The 18,865-nt window shown below is 34.9% G+C and carries 17 protein-coding genes and 1 tRNA gene; 12 read left to right on the forward strand and 6 right to left on the reverse strand.

Annotation, left to right across the window (positions count from 1 at the left end):
- The 10 genes from murD to ACSV4D_RS01385 all read left to right on the forward strand — a co-directional run bounded on the left by murD (position 1) and on the right by ACSV4D_RS01385 (position 10,526).
- On the forward strand, positions 1-1,332 hold the full coding sequence (gene murD, locus ACSV4D_RS01340; RefSeq protein WP_439226846.1) for a UDP-N-acetylmuramoyl-L-alanine--D-glutamate ligase: 1,332 nt from the start codon (positions 1-3) through the stop codon (positions 1,330-1,332).
- Between the two features lie 72 nt (positions 1,333-1,404).
- Positions 1,405-1,767, forward strand: coding sequence for a four helix bundle protein (locus ACSV4D_RS01345; protein ID WP_439226847.1), 363 nt, complete (start codon positions 1,405-1,407; stop codon positions 1,765-1,767).
- A 41-nt stretch (positions 1,768-1,808) separates the two neighbouring features.
- Positions 1,809-3,098 (forward strand): FtsW/RodA/SpoVE family cell cycle protein, encoded by a 1,290-nt coding sequence (locus ACSV4D_RS01350; RefSeq protein ID WP_439226848.1) that lies wholly within the window; start codon positions 1,809-1,811, stop codon positions 3,096-3,098.
- A 10-nt stretch (positions 3,099-3,108) separates the two neighbouring features.
- Complete coding sequence (gene murG, locus ACSV4D_RS01355) at positions 3,109-4,197, forward strand: undecaprenyldiphospho-muramoylpentapeptide beta-N-acetylglucosaminyltransferase (RefSeq protein ID WP_439226849.1); 1,089 nt, start codon at positions 3,109-3,111, stop codon at positions 4,195-4,197.
- Positions 4,198-4,300: 103 nt separating this feature from the next.
- Complete coding sequence (murC, locus tag ACSV4D_RS01360; RefSeq protein WP_408081030.1) at positions 4,301-5,653, forward strand: UDP-N-acetylmuramate--L-alanine ligase; 1,353 nt, start codon at positions 4,301-4,303, stop codon at positions 5,651-5,653.
- Positions 5,637-6,362 carry a cell division protein FtsQ/DivIB gene (locus tag ACSV4D_RS01365; RefSeq protein ID WP_408081031.1) on the forward strand — a complete coding sequence of 242 codons (726 nt, stop codon included), beginning with the start codon at positions 5,637-5,639 and terminating at the stop codon, positions 6,360-6,362. Before murC ends, ACSV4D_RS01365 begins: the two co-directional genes overlap by 17 nt.
- 6 nt (positions 6,363-6,368) lie before the next feature.
- Complete coding sequence (gene ftsA, locus ACSV4D_RS01370; protein ID WP_439226850.1) at positions 6,369-7,748, forward strand: cell division protein FtsA; 1,380 nt, start codon at positions 6,369-6,371, stop codon at positions 7,746-7,748.
- 51 nt (positions 7,749-7,799) lie between these two features.
- Positions 7,800-9,770: a cell division protein FtsZ gene (ftsZ, locus tag ACSV4D_RS01375; RefSeq protein ID WP_439226851.1), complete on the forward strand. Its 1,971-nt coding sequence runs from the start codon at positions 7,800-7,802 to the stop codon at positions 9,768-9,770.
- 165 nt (positions 9,771-9,935) lie between these two features.
- Positions 9,936-10,385 (forward strand): GatB/YqeY domain-containing protein, encoded by a 450-nt coding sequence (locus tag ACSV4D_RS01380; protein ID WP_439226960.1) that lies wholly within the window; start codon positions 9,936-9,938, stop codon positions 10,383-10,385.
- Between the two features lie 67 nt (positions 10,386-10,452).
- Positions 10,453-10,526 (forward strand) — tRNA-Arg (locus ACSV4D_RS01385).
- A 78-nt stretch (positions 10,527-10,604) separates the two neighbouring features.
- On the opposite strand, the gene ACSV4D_RS01390 is transcribed toward ACSV4D_RS01385, so the two are convergent.
- From ACSV4D_RS01390 to ACSV4D_RS01415, 6 genes are all read right to left on the reverse strand, one after another.
- On the reverse strand, positions 10,605-11,831 hold the full coding sequence (locus ACSV4D_RS01390; protein WP_439226852.1) for a PQQ-dependent sugar dehydrogenase: 1,227 nt from the start codon (positions 11,829-11,831) through the stop codon (positions 10,605-10,607).
- A 189-nt stretch (positions 11,832-12,020) separates the two neighbouring features.
- Positions 12,021-12,683 (reverse strand): ribulose-phosphate 3-epimerase, encoded by a 663-nt coding sequence (gene rpe / locus ACSV4D_RS01395; RefSeq protein WP_439226853.1) that lies wholly within the window; start codon positions 12,681-12,683, stop codon positions 12,021-12,023.
- A gap of 264 nt (positions 12,684-12,947) precedes the next feature.
- Complete coding sequence (locus ACSV4D_RS01400) at positions 12,948-13,811, reverse strand: sigma-70 family RNA polymerase sigma factor (RefSeq protein WP_026707723.1); 864 nt, start codon at positions 13,809-13,811, stop codon at positions 12,948-12,950.
- Between the two features lie 183 nt (positions 13,812-13,994).
- Positions 13,995-16,139 carry a polyribonucleotide nucleotidyltransferase gene (locus ACSV4D_RS01405; RefSeq protein ID WP_439226854.1) on the reverse strand — a complete coding sequence of 715 codons (2,145 nt, stop codon included), beginning with the start codon at positions 16,137-16,139 and terminating at the stop codon, positions 13,995-13,997.
- 149 nt (positions 16,140-16,288) lie between these two features.
- Positions 16,289-16,558, reverse strand: coding sequence for a 30S ribosomal protein S15 (rpsO, locus tag ACSV4D_RS01410; RefSeq protein ID WP_408081038.1), 270 nt, complete (start codon positions 16,556-16,558; stop codon positions 16,289-16,291).
- A 159-nt stretch (positions 16,559-16,717) separates the two neighbouring features.
- The gene (locus tag ACSV4D_RS01415) at positions 16,718-17,731 is read right to left on the reverse strand and encodes an energy transducer TonB (protein ID WP_439226855.1); all 1,014 of its coding nucleotides are present in this window, start codon (positions 17,729-17,731) and stop codon (positions 16,718-16,720) included.
- 143 nt (positions 17,732-17,874) lie between these two features.
- Here ACSV4D_RS01415 and xrtF point away from each other — a divergent pair, with 143 nt between their 5' ends.
- A complete protein-coding gene (gene xrtF, locus ACSV4D_RS01420; protein WP_408081041.1) occupies positions 17,875-18,411 on the forward strand; it encodes an exosortase family protein XrtF in 537 nt (178 codons plus the stop codon).
- On the forward strand, positions 18,401-18,844 hold the full coding sequence (locus ACSV4D_RS01425; RefSeq protein ID WP_408081042.1) for an exosortase F system-associated membrane protein: 444 nt from the start codon (positions 18,401-18,403) through the stop codon (positions 18,842-18,844). The genes xrtF and ACSV4D_RS01425 overlap by 11 nt, the downstream gene beginning before the upstream one ends.
- Positions 18,845-18,865 lie beyond the last annotated feature (21 nt).

Here is an 18,865-nt window from a genome sequence, read left to right on the forward strand (position 1 = left end):
ATGAGATTAGTAGTTTTAGGTGGAGGCGAAAGTGGTGTGGGAACAGCCATATTAGGAAAGCAAAAAGGATATGATGTTTTTGTATCTGATTTTGGGAAAATAAAAGAAAGTTACAAAGAAGTTCTTATAAAAAACAGTATCGATTGGGAAGATGAGAAGCATACAGAATCTCTGATTTTGAATGCTGATGTAGTAATGAAAAGTCCCGGTATTCCGGAAAAAGCGCCCATTGTTAAGAAACTTATTGAGAAAGGAATTCCTGTAATTTCTGAAATTGAATTTGCAGCTTCTTTTACTAAAGCAGTTACAATTGGGATTACCGGAAGCAATGGGAAAACGACCACCACAATGCTAACGTATCATTTGCTAAAATCTGCGGGATTGAATGTGGGACTGGCAGGAAACATTGGAAAGAGTTTTGCGGAACAGGTTGCCGAAGATAAATACGATAGTTATGTGTTAGAATTGAGTAGTTTTCAGCTGGACGGAATTATAAATTATAAACCGCATATCGCTATTATAACGAATATCAGTCCGGATCATCTGGACCGTTACGATTATAAATATGAGAATTACATTGATTCGAAATTCAGAATCACGATGAATCAGACTGAAGAGGATTATCTCATTTATGATGCAGACGATGAAGCAATTTCAGACTGGTTACAAAAGAACAAAACAAGAGCAAAATTAATTCCTTTTTCATTGGTAAAAACATTTGAAGAAGGAGTCTTTATAAAAAATAATACAATGGAAGCAATAATCAATCAAGAGGAATTTACAATGGAAACAGAATCAATTGCCTTAGAAGGAAAACATAATTTAAAGAATGCAATGGCAGCAACTTCTGTAGCTAAATTGATGCAAATCAGAAAAGCAACAATTCGTGAAAGTTTATCAAACTTTCAGGGTGTAGAACACCGTCTTGAGAAAGTATTGAAAATCCAAAATGTACAATACATCAACGATTCGAAAGCAACCAATGTAAATGCAACTTTTTTTGCATTAGACAGTATGAATTCACCAACTGTCTGGATTGTAGGTGGTGTTGATAAAGGGAATGATTACAATGAATTAATGGCTTTAGTTCGTGAGAAAGTAAAAGCTATTATTTGCCTGGGTGTTGATAACAGAAAAATTATTGATGCTTTTGGGAATGTCGTGGACATTATGGTAGAGGTAAATAATATGAACGATGCTGTGAGAATGGCGCAACGTATTACTGAAAAAGGAGATACGGTTTTATTATCACCAGCTTGTGCCAGTTTTGATTTATTTGAAAATTACGAAGACAGAGGAAGACAATTTAAAGAGGCAGTGCAAAATTTGTAAATTCTCAATTTTAGATATTAGATTTCAGAATTTAGATTTTTGATTGAAGCTAATTACACAAAGGATTTATGTATGACAACAAATCAACTCAAGCAAAGAACAAAGAATTTTTCTTTGATGATAATTGATTTAGTTGAAAAATTACCAAATTCAATTTCGACAAAAGTTGTTGCCAATCAAATAGTAAGAAGTGGAGCTTCTGTTGGGGCTAATTACAGAGCAGTTTGTAGAGCTAGAAGTGATAGAGAATTTGTTTCTAAAATGAATATAGTTTTAGAAGAAGCAGATGAAACTTTATTTTGGATAGAAATTATTATTGAAAAACAATGGTTTGATAAATTAGAATTAGATTCTATTTGGAAAGAAGGAAATGAGCTAACTGCAATTTTTGTAAGTACATTAAAGACGGTTAATAATCGAATAAATCAAAAGTAAATCTAAAATCGAATATCAGAAATCTAAAATCTAAATTAAAAATGAAACAACTAATTAGCAGATTAAAAGGAGATAAAGGGATTTGGTCATTTGTGGCCTTATTGGCCCTGTTTTCCTTTATGCCTGTTTTTAGTGCTAGTAGTAATTTGGCGTATTTGGGGCATGGAACAGGAAATACTTTAGGGTATTTACTGAAACATCTGGCTCATATTGGCTGTGGTTTTGCTATTATTTATTACGTTCACAAAATACCTTATCATTATTTCCGTTCTATATCTAAATGGCTGTTGCCTGTTGTCTGGATAGTTTTAGCCATAACAATGATCAAAGGAACGGTAATTGGAGGAGCTAATGCCAGCAGATGGATTCAGATTCCATTTGTAGGGATTTCGTTTCAGCCTTCAGCATTTGCAGCATTGGTTTTATTTGTGTTTGTAGCGCGTTATTTGTCTAAAACAAGAACAGAACCGATTGATTTTGCAGCATCATTAAAGGAACTGTGGTTGCCTGTTTTTATTACGCTGATATTTATTCTCCCTTCCAATTTTTCTACTACAGCGTTAATTTTCTCAATGATATTAATGTTAGTTTTCATCGGGAAATATCCAATGAAATATATAGGTATTATAGTAGGTTCGGGAATTGTATTTCTTACTTTTTTTGTTTTGGTTTCCAAAGCCTTTCCGGATGCAAAATTCTTTAGCAGGGTCAGAACATGGGAAAGCAGAATTGAAAATTTCAGTACTGATAAACCGGATGAAGATGATTATCAGATAGAGAAAGCCAAAATTGCTATTGCATCAGGAAAAATATACGGATTAGGTCCGGGGAAAAGTGTTCAGAAGAACTTTTTACCCCAATCTTCTTCAGATTTTATTTATGCCATTATCGTAGAAGAATATGGATTAGTAGGTGGTTTAGGTGTGCTTTGTTTGTACCTGTTGTTGCTTTTCCGGTTTGTGGTTGCGTCGCATAAGGCTAATACTATATTTGGAAAATTAGTCGTCATAGGACTTGGTTTTCCAATGATTTTTCAGGCCATGATTAATATGGCGGTAGCAGTCGAATTATTGCCGGTCACAGGACAGACTTTGCCTTTGATAAGTAGTGGAGGGACATCTATCTGGATGACTTGCATTTCATTAGGAATTATCATTGGTGTAACCAAAAAAGAAGAAGAAATAGAGCAGGAACAGAAAGAAGCGGCTAAAAGAGAAGAAGCGCTTCAGCGATTGATTGATGCTGAATTGGCTTCTGAAGAAAAGGAAAAAGAGTCTTATTCGATAGAAGATAAAGTGGCAAATCCGATGAATGCTGTTTTAAATAAATAGATTGATAGTAATGAAACAATATAAATTCATATTAAGTGGCGGAGGAACCGGAGGACATATTTATCCTGCAGTTGCAATTGCTAATGAATTAAAATCAAGATTTCCGGATGCTGAATTCCTCTTTGTGGGAGCTCAGGATAAAATGGAAATGCAAAAAGTACCGCAGGCAGGTTATGCTATCAAAGGCTTGTGGATTGCGGGATTGCAAAGAAAACTAACATTGCAAAACGCGATGTTTCCGTTGAAATTAATGAGCAGCTTATGGAAATCCCGAAAAATAATTAAGCAATTTAAACCCGATGTGGTTATAGGAACCGGAGGTTTTGCCAGTGGTCCTTTGTTACAAATGGCAAATATGCTGGGAATTCCAACAGTAATTCAAGAACAAAATTCCTTTCCAGGAATTACAAATAAATTGTTGAGTAAAAAGGCTAATGCAATTTGTGTGGCTTATGAAAATCTGGAACGTTTTTTCCCAAAAGAGAAAATGATTTTGACAGGAACTCCTGTTCGTCAGGATTTGATTGCTATAGAAAGTAAGCGAACAGAAGCAATCGAATATTTTAAACTGGATTCCAAAAAGAAAACATTGTTGGTTCTTGGCGGTAGTTTAGGTGCCAGAAGAATTAATCAGCTGATTGAGAAAGAACTGAAGAATATTATTTCACAAGGGGTTCAGATTATCTGGCAATGTGGGAAGTTGTATTTTGAAGAATATAAAAAATACAATTCAGAAAATGTTCAGGTGGTGGCTTTTATTGAAAAAATGGATTTTGTTTATGCTGCGGCAGATATTATTATCTCTCGTGCAGGTGCTTCTTCGGTATCAGAATTATGCATTGTGGGGAAACCGGTTATTTTTATTCCGTCGCCCAATGTAGCCGAAGATCATCAGACTAAAAATGCAAAAGCTATCGTTGATAAAAAAGGAGCGCTATTGTTGAAAGAATCACAGTTGGACGCCGAATTTAGTTTGGTTTTTGAAGCTTTGTTAAAAGATACGGGAAAGCAAACACAATTGAGTGAAAATATAAAAGAACTCGCATTGCCGGAAGCAACTAAGCAAATTGCAGATGAAATTGTGAAATTGATTAAATAGCATTTGACAATGACAATTTCATAAAGAATAAAATAAGAATAATTAATCCAATCATGATGTCAATTATTGAGTGTTGACATTGTAATTGATATTGACATTAAAAATGAATCTAAACCAAATACATAATGTTTATTTTATCGGTATCGGTGGTATCGGTATGAGTGCTTTGGCACGTTATTTTAAGTATATTGGAAAGCAGGTTTCCGGTTATGACAAAACACCAACAATTTTAACAAATGAGTTAATCGAAAGTGGTATTGATATTCATTTTGAAGATGATATTAATTTGATTCCTAAGGATTATTTTGTGGAAAATACGCTGGTTATCATCACCCCGGCAGTTCCTAAAACACATGCACAATGGAATTATTTTTTAGAGCGTAATTATCAGGTCAAAAAAAGAGCCGAAGTTCTTGGGATTATAACCAAAGATACTTTTTGTTTTGCTGTAGCCGGAACACACGGAAAGACAACTACATCCAGTATTTTAGGACATATTTTGCACGAAAGCGGTGCTGATGTTACGGCTTTTATTGGTGGAATTGTAGAGAATTATAATTCAAATTTAATAGGAAGCGGAAAAACTGTAACGGTTGTTGAAGCCGACGAATTTGATCGTTCTTTCCTGCATTTGCACCCTAATATCGCTTGTGTGACTTCGATGGATGCGGATCACCTTGATATTTATGGAACAGATAAAGCAATTAAAGAATCTTTTACTGAGTTTGCGGATAAAGTAGAAGATAAATCTAATTTGTTTATTACTACTGATTTACCTCTTTCAGGAGTGACTGTAGGAGTAAATGAATCAGCAGCTTATAATGCTTTTAATATTAGAATAGAAAATAGCAGTTATGTATTTGATGTACAAACACCAACTACTCTTTTAAAAGATTTTCGGTTTGGATTACCGGGCAGGCATAATTTAATGAACGCTTTAATGGCTCTTGCAATGGCAGTAAATTTCGGCACCCCAACCGATGCCATTGCAAAAGCCTTAGCTTCATTTAAAGGAATAAGAAGGCGTTTCTCTTACCAGATCAGAACTGAAAATCTGGTTTATATTGATGATTATGCACATCATCCTACTGAGATTAATGCGGTGCATCAGGCGGTAAGAGAATTGTATCCGGGTAAAAAAGTACTGGCAGTTTTTCAACCGCATCTTTTTAGCAGAACTAAGGATTTTGCTGATGATTTTGCAAAAAGTCTTTCTCAGTTTGACGAAGTGTTATTGATGGATATTTATCCGGCTCGGGAGCTGCCTATGATAGGAATTACCTCAGAATGGTTGCTGTCGATGATAGAGAATCAGGATAAAAAAATAGTTTCTAAAGAAGGTTTAATACCAGCTATGCTGAAAAGTGATGCAACAATTCTGGTTACAATCGGGGCAGGGGATATTGGTGAAATGGTGGGAGCAATTAAAACAGCTTTAAATGAAAAAAATATTTAATTGGACAAACATCAGATTAATCCTAATGTTGGGATTAGTTGTTTTTCTTTTTTCATTCACTTCAAAGCGAAATGAAAAACGGAAAATAGTCGCAATCAAGGTCTTTTTTGTAGGAGAAAACAATCTTTTTGTTAAAGAGGAAACGGTTAATAAATTGTTAATAGAAAATACGAGTAACCCCTTAGCTATTGAAAAAGATAAATTAGATTTGAATAAGCTGGAAAGAAAGCTAAATTCAAATGCGATGATTGACGAATCTGATGTGTTTGTAAGTATTGATGGCGTGCTAAAAGCGGTTGTGAAGCAAAAGACTCCTGTAGCCAGAGTGGTGAATGATGTAGAATCTTTTTATATTGATTATAAGGGAGGTAAGATGCCATTATCGGATAATTTTACGGCTAGGGTTCCTCTGGTTTCAGGGAATATAAACAGCAGGAATGAAGCAGAATTAGCACAGTTATTTTGTGCAATTTATGAAGATGATTTTCTGAAAAAAAATATCATTGCTATTGAGGTAATGCCTAATGCCGGCTTAAAAATGTTCAATAGGAATTACGATTACCAGATAGATTTTGGTAGTATGGTGAATTTTGAAACAAAATTTAAGAACTATAAAGCTTTTTTTCAAAAAGCAGTTTTAGATAGTACATTGTATAAATATAAGAAGATTGACCTCAGGTTTACAAAACAAGTAGTTTGCACTAAATAATAGAAAATGGAAAAAGAGAATATTGCAGTAGGTCTAGATATAGGGACAACCAAAATAGTTGCCATGATTGGCAAAAAAAATGAGTATGGTAAGTTAGAAATTTTGGGTGTAGGAAAATCCAAAAGTCTGGGTGTTGCCAGAGGTGTGGTTAATAATATTACACAAACTATTCAGTCTATTCAGCAAGCAATAAATGAAGCGGAAACTAATTCAGGTTATAAAATAAAAGATGTTGTTGTAGGGATTGCAGGTCAGCACATTCGCAGTATTCAGCATACAGATTACATCAGCAGGAGTAATCCGGAGGAAGTAATAGGGGGTGATGATATTCAATTACTGATTGATCAGGTGAATAAATTAGCCATGTTGCCAGGAGAAGAAATTATCCACGTATTACCTCAGGAATTTAAAATAGACGGACAATCGGAAATAAAAGAACCTATCGGGATGTACGGTGGGCGTTTAGAATCCAGTTTTCATGTGGTAGTAGGTCAGGCATCGTCAATACGTAACGTAGGACGTTGTATTCAAAGTTCCGGAATCGAACTGTCAGGATTGACTTTAGAGCCATTAGCTTCGTCTGATGCGGTTTTAAGCCAGGAAGAAAAAGAGGCTGGAGTTGCATTAATCGATATCGGTGGTGGAACAACTGATTTGGCCATTTTCAAAGATGGAATTATTCGTCATACCGCGGTAATTCCTTTTGGAGGGAATGTCATTACGGATGATATTAAAGAAGGCTGTTCTATTATAGAAAAACAGGCTGAATTATTGAAAGTGAAATTTGGTTCGGCATGGCCGGGAGAAAATAAAGACAACGAAATTGTATCTATTCCGGGATTAAGAGGCAGAGAGCCAAAGGAAATTTCGTTAAAAAACTTATCAAAAATTATTCATGCCCGTGTGGTGGAAATAATCGAACAAGTTTTTACAGAAGTAAAAGCCTATGGTCATGAAGATCCAAGAAAGAAACTAATTGCCGGAATTGTACTTACCGGTGGTGGTGCTCAATTAAAGCACATCAAACAGTTGGTGGAATATATTACCGGAATGGATACCAGAATAGGCTATCCTAATGAGCATTTAGCAGGAAATTCAGATGAAGAGTTTTCCAGTCCGCTATATGCCACTGCAGTGGGATTAGTGATGAACAGTATCTCGAATAATACACAGAGTGCAACCAGAAAAGAAGAGGTTGTTTCTCAAAGAAATGTTTTCTATCGGGAGCCGGTTGTTGAAACTGTAGAGCGTATTCAGCAGGAAGTAGAAGAGGTAGAAACGCAAAGTTTTTCTAAAAAGGAAGAGTCAACAGGGGAAAAAATTAAGCGTTCTTTCTTTGATCGTTACGTGGATAAGATTAAAGATTTTTTAGATAACGCAGAGTAGAAAATAAGAAGAATAAAGAGAAAATATATTAATATCAAAATACCAAATAATATGACGAGCAACTCAGAATTTGGAAGTATTTCATTTGATTTACCTAAAAATCAATCAAATGTAATAAAAGTAATAGGTGTAGGTGGAGGCGGTAGTAATGCTATCAATCATATGTTTAAGCAAGGAATCAAAGGTGTTGATTTCATTGTATGTAATACGGATTCACAGGCATTACAAAATAGTGGGGTTCCTAACAAAATTCAATTAGGTGTAAATTTAACAGAAGGTCTTGGTGCCGGAGCTAATCCGGATGTTGGGCAACAATCTGCTATCGAAAGTATTGCTGACATTGAAAAAATGTTAGACCGCAATACTAAGATGGTTTTTATCACTGCCGGAATGGGTGGTGGTACAGGTACCGGTGCGGCGCCGGTAATTGCTCAACTGGCTAAAGAAAGAGAAATTCTGACGGTAGGTATTGTAACCTTGCCTTTTACCTTTGAAGGAAAAGTGCGTCAGGAACAGGCACTTATCGGAATTGAAAAATTACGTAAACAAGTCGATTCCTTAATTGTTATCAATAACAACAAATTAAGAGAAGTATATGGAAATCTTGGTTTTAAAGCAGGATTCTCTAAAGCAGATGAAGTTTTGGCAACAGCCTCAAGAGGAATTGCTGAAGTAATTACGCATCACTATACTCAAAATATTGATTTACGTGATGCTAAAACGGTATTAGCAAACAGCGGAACTGCTATCATGGGTTCTTCTGTAGCTTCAGGCGAAAACAGAGCTAAAGAAGCAATTATTGCTGCTTTAGACTCTCCGTTGCTAAATGATAATAAAATTACAGGAGCCAAAAACGTATTGTTGCTCATCGTTTCTGGATCTAACGAAATTACCTTAGATGAAATAGGCGAAATTAATGACCATATTCAAAGTGAAGCCGGTTACAATGCTAATATCATCATGGGAGTTGGTGAAGATGAAACATTAGGTGATGCTGTCGCAGTAACTATTATTGCAACTGGATTTGATATTGAACAACAAAACGGAATTGTAAATACGGAGCCAAAAAAAATCATTCATACCTTGGAAGATGAACAAAAAAGTGTTCATAATCTAAGTAACAATACAGTTGCAGGTTTTGATTTAGATATTGATAAACCGGTAAGCAATGTTGAAGAAAGAGTTATTTTTGACTTAATTGATGAAGAGGAAGTTGTTGCAGCTGCTCCGGTAGAAAAAGTTGTTCCTGTAGAGGGAAACGAGGAATTGATGGCAATGTCTGAATTTATTAAAAATATTGATGTTACTTTCGAAATTGTTTCTCCAATAAAAGAAGAAGAATTTACATTTTCTGCACCAAAAGCTGAAGAGGTAAAACAACCAACTATTGAAGAGCCTAAAGCAATCGAAAAACAAGAACAAACTTCTATTTCTTTTGATTTGCCTCTTTTTAAATCAGAGCCGGTTAAACCAGAACCAGTTCAGGAAAAAGAAGAAAAGATTTTATTTGAACTGACAAATGAAACTAAAGATATTAAGGTAAACCAAGCTGTGCAGTTTGTTCCTGTAACTGAATTGTCAGACAAAGGAGTAATCAGATATTCTCTTGAAGAGTATATGGAAGCCGAAAACGAATTAATTTCGTCTAAACCGACGGAAAAAGTAGTTGAAGAAGTGATTCCTGAAGAACTGAATATTACTATGAAAAAAGTAGAAATGCCTTCAGAAGATTTTTCAAAAGCAGAAGATATTTCTCCTATCGAAATGACAATTGAAGAAACATTACGCTTAAGAGCTGATGAAAGAAGAAAAAAATTGAAAGAATTCAATTATAAGTTTCATAATAATGTTTCTAAGATTGATGAATATGAAAAAGAACCAGCTTATAAAAGATTAGGTATTGATATTTCAAATAATCAGACTAATAATAATGCGAATTCAAGAATTTCGGTTGGAACAGACAGTAATAATGATTTGCAATTGCGTTCTAATAATTCATATTTGCACGACAACGTAGATTAATCTATCCATTTTAGCATACAATAACCCGAAAGTTGCATTTAATTTTCGGGTTATTTTTTTTACCTTCGCAAAAAAAAAAACAGAGTTTCAGGATAAGTATTATCTCTTGAACTCTTTTTACAAAGAATGTCAAACACAGCATTATTGCTTAATAATAAGAAACCAATGAGTTTATCAATACAAATCATGGAGGAAATTAAATCAGCCATGAGAGCCAAAGATACCGTAGCTTTAGAAGCCTTGAGAGCAATTAAGTCAGAATTGCTTTTAGCTCAGACTTCTTCAGGATCAAAAGAAGAAATTTCAGCAGATGAAGAAATCAAACTATTGCAACGTCTGGTGAAAACACGTAAAGAAAGTGCCCGGATTTTTACAGAGCAAAATCGTCCTGATTTAGCTGAACCGGAATTGGCGCAAGTTGCTGTAATTGAGAAGTTTTTACCAGCTCAGCTAAGTGAAGAAGAAATTGAAGCAGTCATTGCTAAAATTATTGCAGAAACAGGAGCATCCGGAATTGCATCAATGGGAAAAGTAATGGGATTAGCTTCTGCACAATTAGGAGGAACTGCTGAAGGAAAAACAGTTTCTACTATTGTAAAAAAATTATTAGTTTAAAATAATTTCAGTTTTAGACTTCGGATTTTAGATCTAAAATCTAAACTCTGCAATCTACAATTATAATGGCTGCGTAGTTCAACTGGATAGAATATCAGATTTCGGCTCTGAGGGTTGCAGGTTCGAACCCTGCCGCGGTCACATTCAAATAGCCTCAAAAATAATCAGATTTAAAAGATTATTTTTTGAGGCTTTTATTTTAAAGAGAATCTTTTGATATTATTTCCTGTCAATTTTGTATAGTCTGCCCTGATCAGTAATAGCATATAAAGCGCCGTCATTTCCCTGGGTAATGTCTCTAAATCTTTGGTTTTCCTGAGCAAGAAGTCTTTCCTCTCCAATGATCCGATTTTCTTTAATGGCGAGACGAACAATATGCATACCACTTAAAGTTCCTATAAAAAGGTTATTTTGCCATTCCGGTACTCGATTTCCGGTATAAAAAGTCATTCCGCTTGGTGATACTACCGGATCCCAATAATAAGCGGGTTGCTCCATGCCCTCTTTTTGCTGAATTCCTTCACCAATAATTTCTCCACCGTATTCTATTCCATAAGTAATTACAGGCCAGCCATAGTTTTTACCTGCCTCTAAACGGTTGATTTCATCGCCTCCGCGAGGTCCGTGTTCGCTGAGCCAGATTTCGTCTGTAACAGGATGCATAGCTAATCCCTGAGGATTTCTATGTCCAATTGTGTACAATTCGGCTAATGATTGTGACTGATTAAAAGTTGGATTTCCAGGAGCTGCTTGTCCATTTTTTGTTATTCGGACGACTTTGCCCAAGCTTGTCGATGTAGATTGTGCTAATGGTCTTGTTTCAAGTACAGAGCGTTCTCCGGTACTGACTAAAAGGTTTCCTGTTTTGTCAAAAAGGATACGTCCTCCATAATGAAGCGTACTACTGTTTGCAGGAGTAGTTCGGTAAATAACAGTAGTATTTTCTATACTTTTTGAATCGCCGGATAGTTTACCTTTAGCAACCGCTGTAATGTTTCCACCAGATACAGCTTCAGAAAATACCCAATACAGTAATTTGTTGGATTCAAAATCAGGATCCAAGCAAAAACCTAATAATCCCCCCTGATTTGCAGCATTTACTGCAGGAATTCCGGAAATTGGGTCGCTTACTTCTCCTGCTGTGGTTACAATACGAAAAGCACCGTCTTTTTCAGCTATTAATAGTCTGTCATCCGGAAGACTTTTAATACTCCAGGGTTTTGTCAGAGCGGTAGTAATTATTTTTGATTCATAATCCGTATTGGTTTGAATCCCATTTATACGGGTTTGCCCATTAAATGCCGGTTTGAAACTGGTGTTAGGGTTTTCGGTTTCTACCGGATTTGTAATTGTACCCGGGTTATTGGTTGAATCGTTATCATTTGAGCAACTGAGTATGCTAAATAATGCAATGAATAAAATGGCGAGAGATTTAATTTTTATCATCTTATTGGAGAATTAAATTTGTAATTAAAGCTTAGACAAAGCTCTTTGATTTAGATGATAAAGTTTTATAGAATTTGAGTAGGTTTTTATATAATTGTTTGTTTTATAGGTTTTTATAAGGATTCGTGAATTGTTTTAGCATTTTCGAAATGTAAAAGCCTTCTCGTTTGAGAAGGCTTTGGTGGTTTTTTACAAATTGGTGATTTTTTTTAAATCTGCTACCGTTGCAATTGGATCGGAAGCGCTAAAAACATAGCTTCCGGCTACCAATACATCTGCTCCGGCTTCTGCTAATTGAGCAGCGTTTTTGTTGGTAACACCACCGTCAATTTCGATAATAGTTGAAGCTCCTTTTTTATTGATTAAAGCTTTTAACTTTCTGATTTTATCATAAGTATTTTCAATAAAGGATTGCCCGCCAAAACCAGGATTTACACTCATTATTAACACCATATCTATGTCGTTAATTACATCTTCGAGTAAATCAACATTGGTATGCGGATTCAGAGCAACTCCAGCTTTCATTCCTTCAGCTTTGATGGCTTGTAAGGTTCTGTGAAGATGGGTACAGGCTTCAAGATGAACTGTTAATATATCAGCTCCTAACTTTTTGAAAGTCGAAATGTAGCGATCAGGATCAACAATCATCAGATGTACGTCGATAGTTTTTGTAGCATGTCTTTTTATAGCTTCTAAAACTGGCATTCCAAAAGAAATGTTGGGTACAAAAACGCCGTCCATGATGTCGATGTGAAACCAATCTGCGTCACTGGTATTAATCATTTTGACGTCGCGTTCCAGATTAGCAAAATCAGCAGCTAATACTGATGGAGCAATAAGTGTGTTTTTCATTATGGTTGTGTTGTGTGTTGAATTTTTGCAAAGGTACAAAATCAAATTAGAAATTATGTTTTCCTGACAGAGCAGTTTTTGCGTGAGTGATAGGAGCACTCCGCCAAAGCGGAGCGGATAGCACGACAGCAGCTGGAAAAAAGAGCAAATACGCGCAAAGAGGCTTAGCTCTTTTTTTTCAGATGGTGGCACGCCCAAAATAAATGATTGTTGGTGTAAAAAAAACTCCGGTCTGAGCCGGAGTTTAAGATAATAAAATTAGGATTAACCTAAATATGTTTTTAAGATTTTACTTCTGGAAGTATGCTTCAATCTGCGGATTGCTTTTTCTTTAATCTGACGAACACGCTCACGTGTCAGGTCAAAAGTTTCTCCAATTTCTTCTAAAGTCATTGGGTGCTGATCACCAAGACCAAAATACAAACGAACTACATCAGCCTCACGAGGAGTTAATGTTTCAAGAGAGCGCTCAATTTCAGTACGTAATGATTCATGGATTAATTCTCTGTCCGGATTAGGAGATTCACCTGAACGTAAAACGTCGTAAAGGTTAGAATCTTCTCCTTCCACAAGAGGTGCATCCATAGATAAATGACGACCGGAGTTTTTCATAGACTCTTTTACATCATTTACGGTCATGTCCAGTTCTTTTGCAATTTCTTCTGCAGAAGGCGGACGCTCATTAGATTGCTCTAATAAAGCATACATTTTGTTGATTTTGTTTATAGAACCAATTTTATTTAATGGTAAACGAACGATACGGGATTGTTCTGCTAAGGCCTGAAGAATCGATTGACGAATCCACCAAACTGCATACGAAATGAATTTAAAACCACGTGTTTCATCAAAACGTTGTGCGGCTTTAATTAATCCCAAGTTTCCTTCGTTAATTAAATCAGGAAGGGTTAATCCTTGATTTTGATATTGTTTTGCTACCGAAACAACGAAACGTAAATTGGCTTTTGTTAATTTTTCCAGAGCTCTTTGATCTCCGGCTTTAATTTTTTGTGCTAATTCTACTTCCTCATCAGCAGTAATAAGGTCAACTTTTCCAATTTCTTGTAAATATTTGTCTAATGAAGCAGTTTCACGATTGGTAACCTGCTTGGTAATTTTAAGTTGTCTCATGTTATTGTTGTCCCATTTTTTATAGTGTACAAATGGTTATACGTATGGAGTTATAAAAAAGTTACAAATCTTCAAAAAATTTTACTAATTTAATTTTATCGTTGCGAAAAACAAAAATCCCGTCTCGTTTTTTACAACGAGTCGGGATTTTTTATAATTAACCTTTAGTAAACTAAGATCTGATTACTCTTGTTTTGTCTCACGGGGAGGTCTTGCGATAAGTGCTTTTCTGGACACTTTCTCTTTTTTAGTTTTAGGGTCAACTCCCAGGTATTTTATCTGGAATACATCACCCATATTTACTACATCAGTTACGTTTTCTGTACGTTCCCATGCTAATTCAGATACGTGTAATAAAACCTCATTTCCTGGTGCTTCAGTATATTCAACTACAGCTCCAAAATCCAGCATTTTGATTACTTTTACTTCATAAGCTTCTCCAACCTGAGGTTTGAAAGTTATCGATTTAATTTTAGCTAATACTGCTTCAATTCCGGCAGGATCAGTTCCTAAAATTTCGATAACTCCTTGTTCGTCTACTTCATTGATTACAATTGTAGTTCCGGTAGCTTTTTGTAATTCCTGAATTACTTTTCCACCAGGTCCAATTAATGCTCCAATAAAACTTCCAGGAATAGTTCTGGTGATAATTTTAGGTGAATGTGCTTTAACATCAGCTCTTGGAGTAGCGATAGTTTCAACTAATTTTCCTAAGATATGTAAACGTCCGTCACGAGCCTGAGATAGGGCTTGTTCCATGATGTCATAACGCAATCCATCAATTTTGATGTCCATTTGACAGGCAGTGATTCCGTCAGCAGTACCCGTTACTTTAAAGTCCATATCACCTAAGTGATCTTCGTCTCCTAAAATATCTGAAAGTACCGCAAATTTTTCACCATCTGTAATTAGTCCCATAGCGATTCCGGAAACCGGTTTCACCATTTGAACTCCTGCATCCATCAATGCCATAGTTCCGGCACATACTGTTGCCATAGAAGAAGAACCATTAGATTCTAATACTTCTGAAACTACACGAATGGTGTAGGGACAATCAGCAGGAATCATATTTTTTAACGCACGTTGTGCTAAGTTTCCGTGACCTACTTCTCTTCTTGAAGTTCCTCTTAAAGGGCGAGCTTCACCAGTTGAGAAAGGAGGGAAGTTATAGTGTAAGTAGAATTTTTCTTCTCCTTGTTCAGATGGAGAGTCAATTTGGTTTGCTTCTCTGGAAGTTCCTAAAGTTACTGTAGCTAATGCCTGAGTTTCTCCACGTGTAAATAATGAAGAACCGTGTACAGAAGGTAAATAATCAGTCTCACACCAGATAGGTCTGATTTCTGTTGTTTTTCTTCCGTCTAAACGAATTCCTTGTTCTAAAATTACGTTACGAACTGCTTCTTTATTGGTTTTGTAGAAATATTTTCCAACTAATCCGGCTAAGTCAGCGTTTTCAGCGTATTCTTCTTCTGTAAACAAAGCTTTCGCTTCTTCTTTTACAGCAGCAAATTTTTCGCCTCTTTCGCTTTTTCCTGATGCTTCTGCTGCAATAGCATAACATTTGTCGTAAGCAGCAGCTTTTACTTTTGCATAAACCGCTTCATCTTCTACTTCACCTTCATAGGTTCTGTAGTCAGGATTTCCAACCGCCGCTCTTAAACGTTGTTGTGCTGCAATTTGTACTTTGATTGCTTCGTGAGCAAATTTAATTGCTTCAATCATTTCGGCTTCTGAAATTTCTTTCATCTCACCTTCCACCATCGCAACAGAATCCATAGAAGCACCAATCATCATATCGATGTCTGATTTTTCCAATTCTTCTCTGCTAGGGTTGATCACTAATTTTCCATCCACACGTGCAACACGTACTTCGGAAATTAAATTGTAAAAAGGAATGTCAGAAACTGCTAAAGCGGCAGATGCTGCTAAACCGGCTAATGCGTCTGGCATAACGTTATCGTCATGAGACATTAACTGAATCATTACCTGAGTTTCAGCGTGGTAATCATCCGGGAAAAGCGGACGTAATACACGGTCAACTAAACGCATTGTTAATACCTCACTGTCGCTAGGACGTGCTTCTCTCTTGAAGAAACCTCCAGGGAAACGACCTGCAGCTGCAAATTTTTCACGGTAATCTACCGTAAGTGGTAAAAAGTCAACACCTGGGTTAGAAGTTCTTGCAGATACTGCTGTTGCAAGCAACATACAGTTTCCTAAACGAACGACAACCGAACCATCGGCTTGTTTGGCTAATTTACCTGTTTCGATTGAGATGCTTCTTCCATCTCCTAAATCGATAATTTCTTGTTTTACTTGTGGAATCATAAGTTTTCCTTTAATTTGATTGTACAATGGGTTTTAGTTGTGTTGTTGTTGTGTAGTTGTTGTAATCTAAAACCAAATGAAAAACCAAACTTTTTTTTATGCAATACTATGTAAACAAAAAGAGGTACTTGCGCACCTCTTTTAATGTATTATTTTCTAATACCCAATTCTTTGATAATTTCACGATATCTGTTGATTTCTTTCTTTTTCAAGTAATCCAACAAAGATCTTCTTTTACCTACCAATTTTACCAGGGAGCGCTCTGTATTATAATCGTGACGATTTTTTTTCAAGTGACCAGTTAAGTGGTTGATTCTAAATGTAAACAAAGCGATTTGCCCTTCAGCAGATCCAGTGTTTACTGCTTTTCCTCCGTGTTTTGCGAAGATTTCTTCTTTAACTTCTTTAGTTAAGTACATGCTAATATTATTTAATGATTATTATGTATGTCTCATCATTAGTTGATAGACGGCTGCAAAAGTAAAAAATAATTATCAATTATGACCCCAAAAAGTATTTTTTATTTTTTGAATCGGTAAAGCTATTATCAATTTTAAATTGTTTTGAGAATCTCTTTGTTATTTTGAAGCTTTTAATGTAATAGGTAGGCTATATAAAACTCTAACATATTGTCCTCTTTGTTTGGCAGGAATCCATTTTTCATAACTGCTTATAACTCTAATTGCTTCTTTGTCTAATGTTTCGTTTAATGATTTTATAATTTTAGGTTCCACTATTATGCCTTCTTTATCTACAATAAACCGTATGTATATTTTACCGTTTAATGATTTGTATTCTTTTGGAATATTAAAGTTTTTTCCAATGAACTGATAAAAGTTTTGAATTCCTTTTATCGGTTCCGGTTTGCTTTCTAAAACAGTATAGTGATATTCATTTTTGTCTTTATCAGTACTTATGCCTGAAATTAGTTCTCCTTTTTGGTATTTTTCGATGTACGTATATTTTGTATTATATTTTCCTTGCCATACGCCATCTTTAAGACCGTTTTTTATATTACCTGTATCAGAATGTTTTTCGCTTATTTCTTCATATTGACCATTTCCGTCGATTATAGTTTGTTGTCCGTCTTTATCCCAGAATTGAATGATTTTTAGGATGCTTTTTTTGTTCTTATCATCCCAGGTTATTTCTTTTTCGGATTTTTTTTGATTGTTTTCATACCATTCAATTTGCCACCCATTAAGTTTGTTGTCTATATAATTAGATTCTTGTTTTTTATTACCGTTTTTATGGTAATTAAAGCGACTACCATTAAGTTTACTGTCTGTATAGTTGGATTCTTGCTTTTTGTTTCCGTTTTCGTAATACTCAATGTGTAGTCCTTCAAATTTCAAGATGTCTTTGTCCTTAGTAAAAGCCTTCATGTTTAGCTTTCCTGATTTAGTATATTCTGAAACAGAGTATAAGTCTTTATTACTTTTATAATCTTCAATGATTCTAATGTAAGAGTAGTTTTTGTCTGTAGTAGGGTTATGTAGTGAATCAAGCAGAATAGTTTTACTGTCTTTATTCTGAGCAAAAAAAGATATCGAAATTAATAATAATGTGGCTGTTAATAGGTTGGTTTTCATTTGAATAATTTTTTTTTTTTTTTTTTTTTTTCAAATATAATGAAATGTACTACAGTATTATATTACAATTGTTGTTTTTTTTTAGTAAATCTTAATCTGGAAAGATTATTTTTATTTTCCATAAATTTGATAAAAATAAAAAGTTGAAAAAATATCTTATTCTGTATCGCCCTTTTTTAGTTTTTTTAGCAAAGTTTTTTTTGACTTATTTCATTTTAAGCCTTGTTTATCAGTTTTTTTTATCTGGTTTTGAGGGAAATAAAGTCGATTCAATAACGCAGTTAGTTGCTGAAAATACCATGCAGCTTCTTACTTTTTTTGGTGCCGATTTTTATATTAAAATAATTCCGAAAACTACTAACATTATTTTTTATTATAATCAGCAGGCCGCTGCCCGAATGATTGAGGGTTGCAATGCCGTAAGTGTGATTATTTTGTTTATTTCGTTTGTGGTTTCTTTTTCGGGAAAATTAAAACCGACTTTGTTTTTTATTTTTGGAGGGAGTATTTTTATTTATATTCTAAATGTAATCCGAATTGCTTTATTGTGTCTTGCTTTGTATTGGTTTCCGGAACATCAGTCATTGCTGCATGAAATTGTTTTTCCGCTGTTTATTTATGGAGTTGTTTTTATTTTATGGATAATCTGGGTCAATAAATTTTCATTATATGCTAAATAAAATTTATACTCATCGGCGGGAACTTTTGCTCGCTTGTGGGCTGTTACTTTGTTTTGTGTTCGTTCGTTTTTATGAAACTACATTGTTTTATGATCCGTTTTTGGCTTATTTTAAAAGTGATTTCAATAAAATGGATTTGCCGGAATTTGATGTTTTTCGTCTGATTTTTAATTTGCTTTTCCGGTATGGACTGAATATGATTATTTCTTTGGGACTGATTTATGTAATTTTCAAAGATAAAATGATGGTTCAGTTTTCATTCTTTCTATACCTCATTGCTTTTTTGGTTTTAATTATTTCCTTCTTTCTGGTTATCCGTTTTTACGGTTCTGACAATAATTTTTTATTGTTTTATATTCGAAGGTTTTTAATTCAGCCTTTATTTGTATTGCTTTTTATTCCCGGGTTTTATTTTCAAAAGCGAAATTCCTAATATTTTTTACGTAACTTTAAG

The sequence above is a fragment of the Flavobacterium sp. ARAG 55.4 genome (assembly GCF_051846875.1).
GTDB classification, from domain to species: domain Bacteria; phylum Bacteroidota; class Bacteroidia; order Flavobacteriales; family Flavobacteriaceae; genus Flavobacterium; species Flavobacterium plantiphilum.

Bases quoted from the DNA above. Each gene is read 5' to 3' on its own strand.
- murD (WP_439226846.1), top strand. From the start codon at position 1: ATGAGATTAGTAGTTTTAGGTGGAGGCGAAAGTGGTGTGGGAACAGCC.
- ACSV4D_RS01345 (WP_439226847.1), top strand. From the start codon at position 1,405: ATGACAACAAATCAACTCAAGCAAAGAACAAAGAATTTTTCTTTGATG.
- ACSV4D_RS01415 (WP_439226855.1), bottom strand. From the start codon at position 17,731: ATGAAAACCAACCTATTAACAGCCACATTATTATTAATTTCGATATCT.
- ACSV4D_RS01365 (WP_408081031.1), top strand. From the start codon at position 5,637: ATGAAAAAAATATTTAATTGGACAAACATCAGATTAATCCTAATGTTG.
- ftsZ (WP_439226851.1), top strand. From the start codon at position 7,800: ATGACGAGCAACTCAGAATTTGGAAGTATTTCATTTGATTTACCTAAA.
- ACSV4D_RS01400 (WP_026707723.1), bottom strand. From the start codon at position 13,811: ATGAGACAACTTAAAATTACCAAGCAGGTTACCAATCGTGAAACTGCT.
- ACSV4D_RS01425 (WP_408081042.1), top strand. From the start codon at position 18,401: ATGCTAAATAAAATTTATACTCATCGGCGGGAACTTTTGCTCGCTTGT.
- ACSV4D_RS01380 (WP_439226960.1), top strand. From the start codon at position 9,936: ATGAGTTTATCAATACAAATCATGGAGGAAATTAAATCAGCCATGAGA.
- murC (WP_408081030.1), top strand. From the start codon at position 4,301: ATGAATCTAAACCAAATACATAATGTTTATTTTATCGGTATCGGTGGT.
- ftsA (WP_439226850.1), top strand. From the start codon at position 6,369: ATGGAAAAAGAGAATATTGCAGTAGGTCTAGATATAGGGACAACCAAA.
- rpe (WP_439226853.1), bottom strand. From the start codon at position 12,683: ATGAAAAACACACTTATTGCTCCATCAGTATTAGCTGCTGATTTTGCT.
- murG (WP_439226849.1), top strand. From the start codon at position 3,109: ATGAAACAATATAAATTCATATTAAGTGGCGGAGGAACCGGAGGACAT.
- rpsO (WP_408081038.1), bottom strand. From the start codon at position 16,558: ATGTACTTAACTAAAGAAGTTAAAGAAGAAATCTTCGCAAAACACGGA.
- ACSV4D_RS01350 (WP_439226848.1), top strand. From the start codon at position 1,809: ATGAAACAACTAATTAGCAGATTAAAAGGAGATAAAGGGATTTGGTCA.
- ACSV4D_RS01390 (WP_439226852.1), bottom strand. From the start codon at position 11,831: ATGATAAAAATTAAATCTCTCGCCATTTTATTCATTGCATTATTTAGC.
- ACSV4D_RS01405 (WP_439226854.1), bottom strand. From the start codon at position 16,139: ATGATTCCACAAGTAAAACAAGAAATTATCGATTTAGGAGATGGAAGA.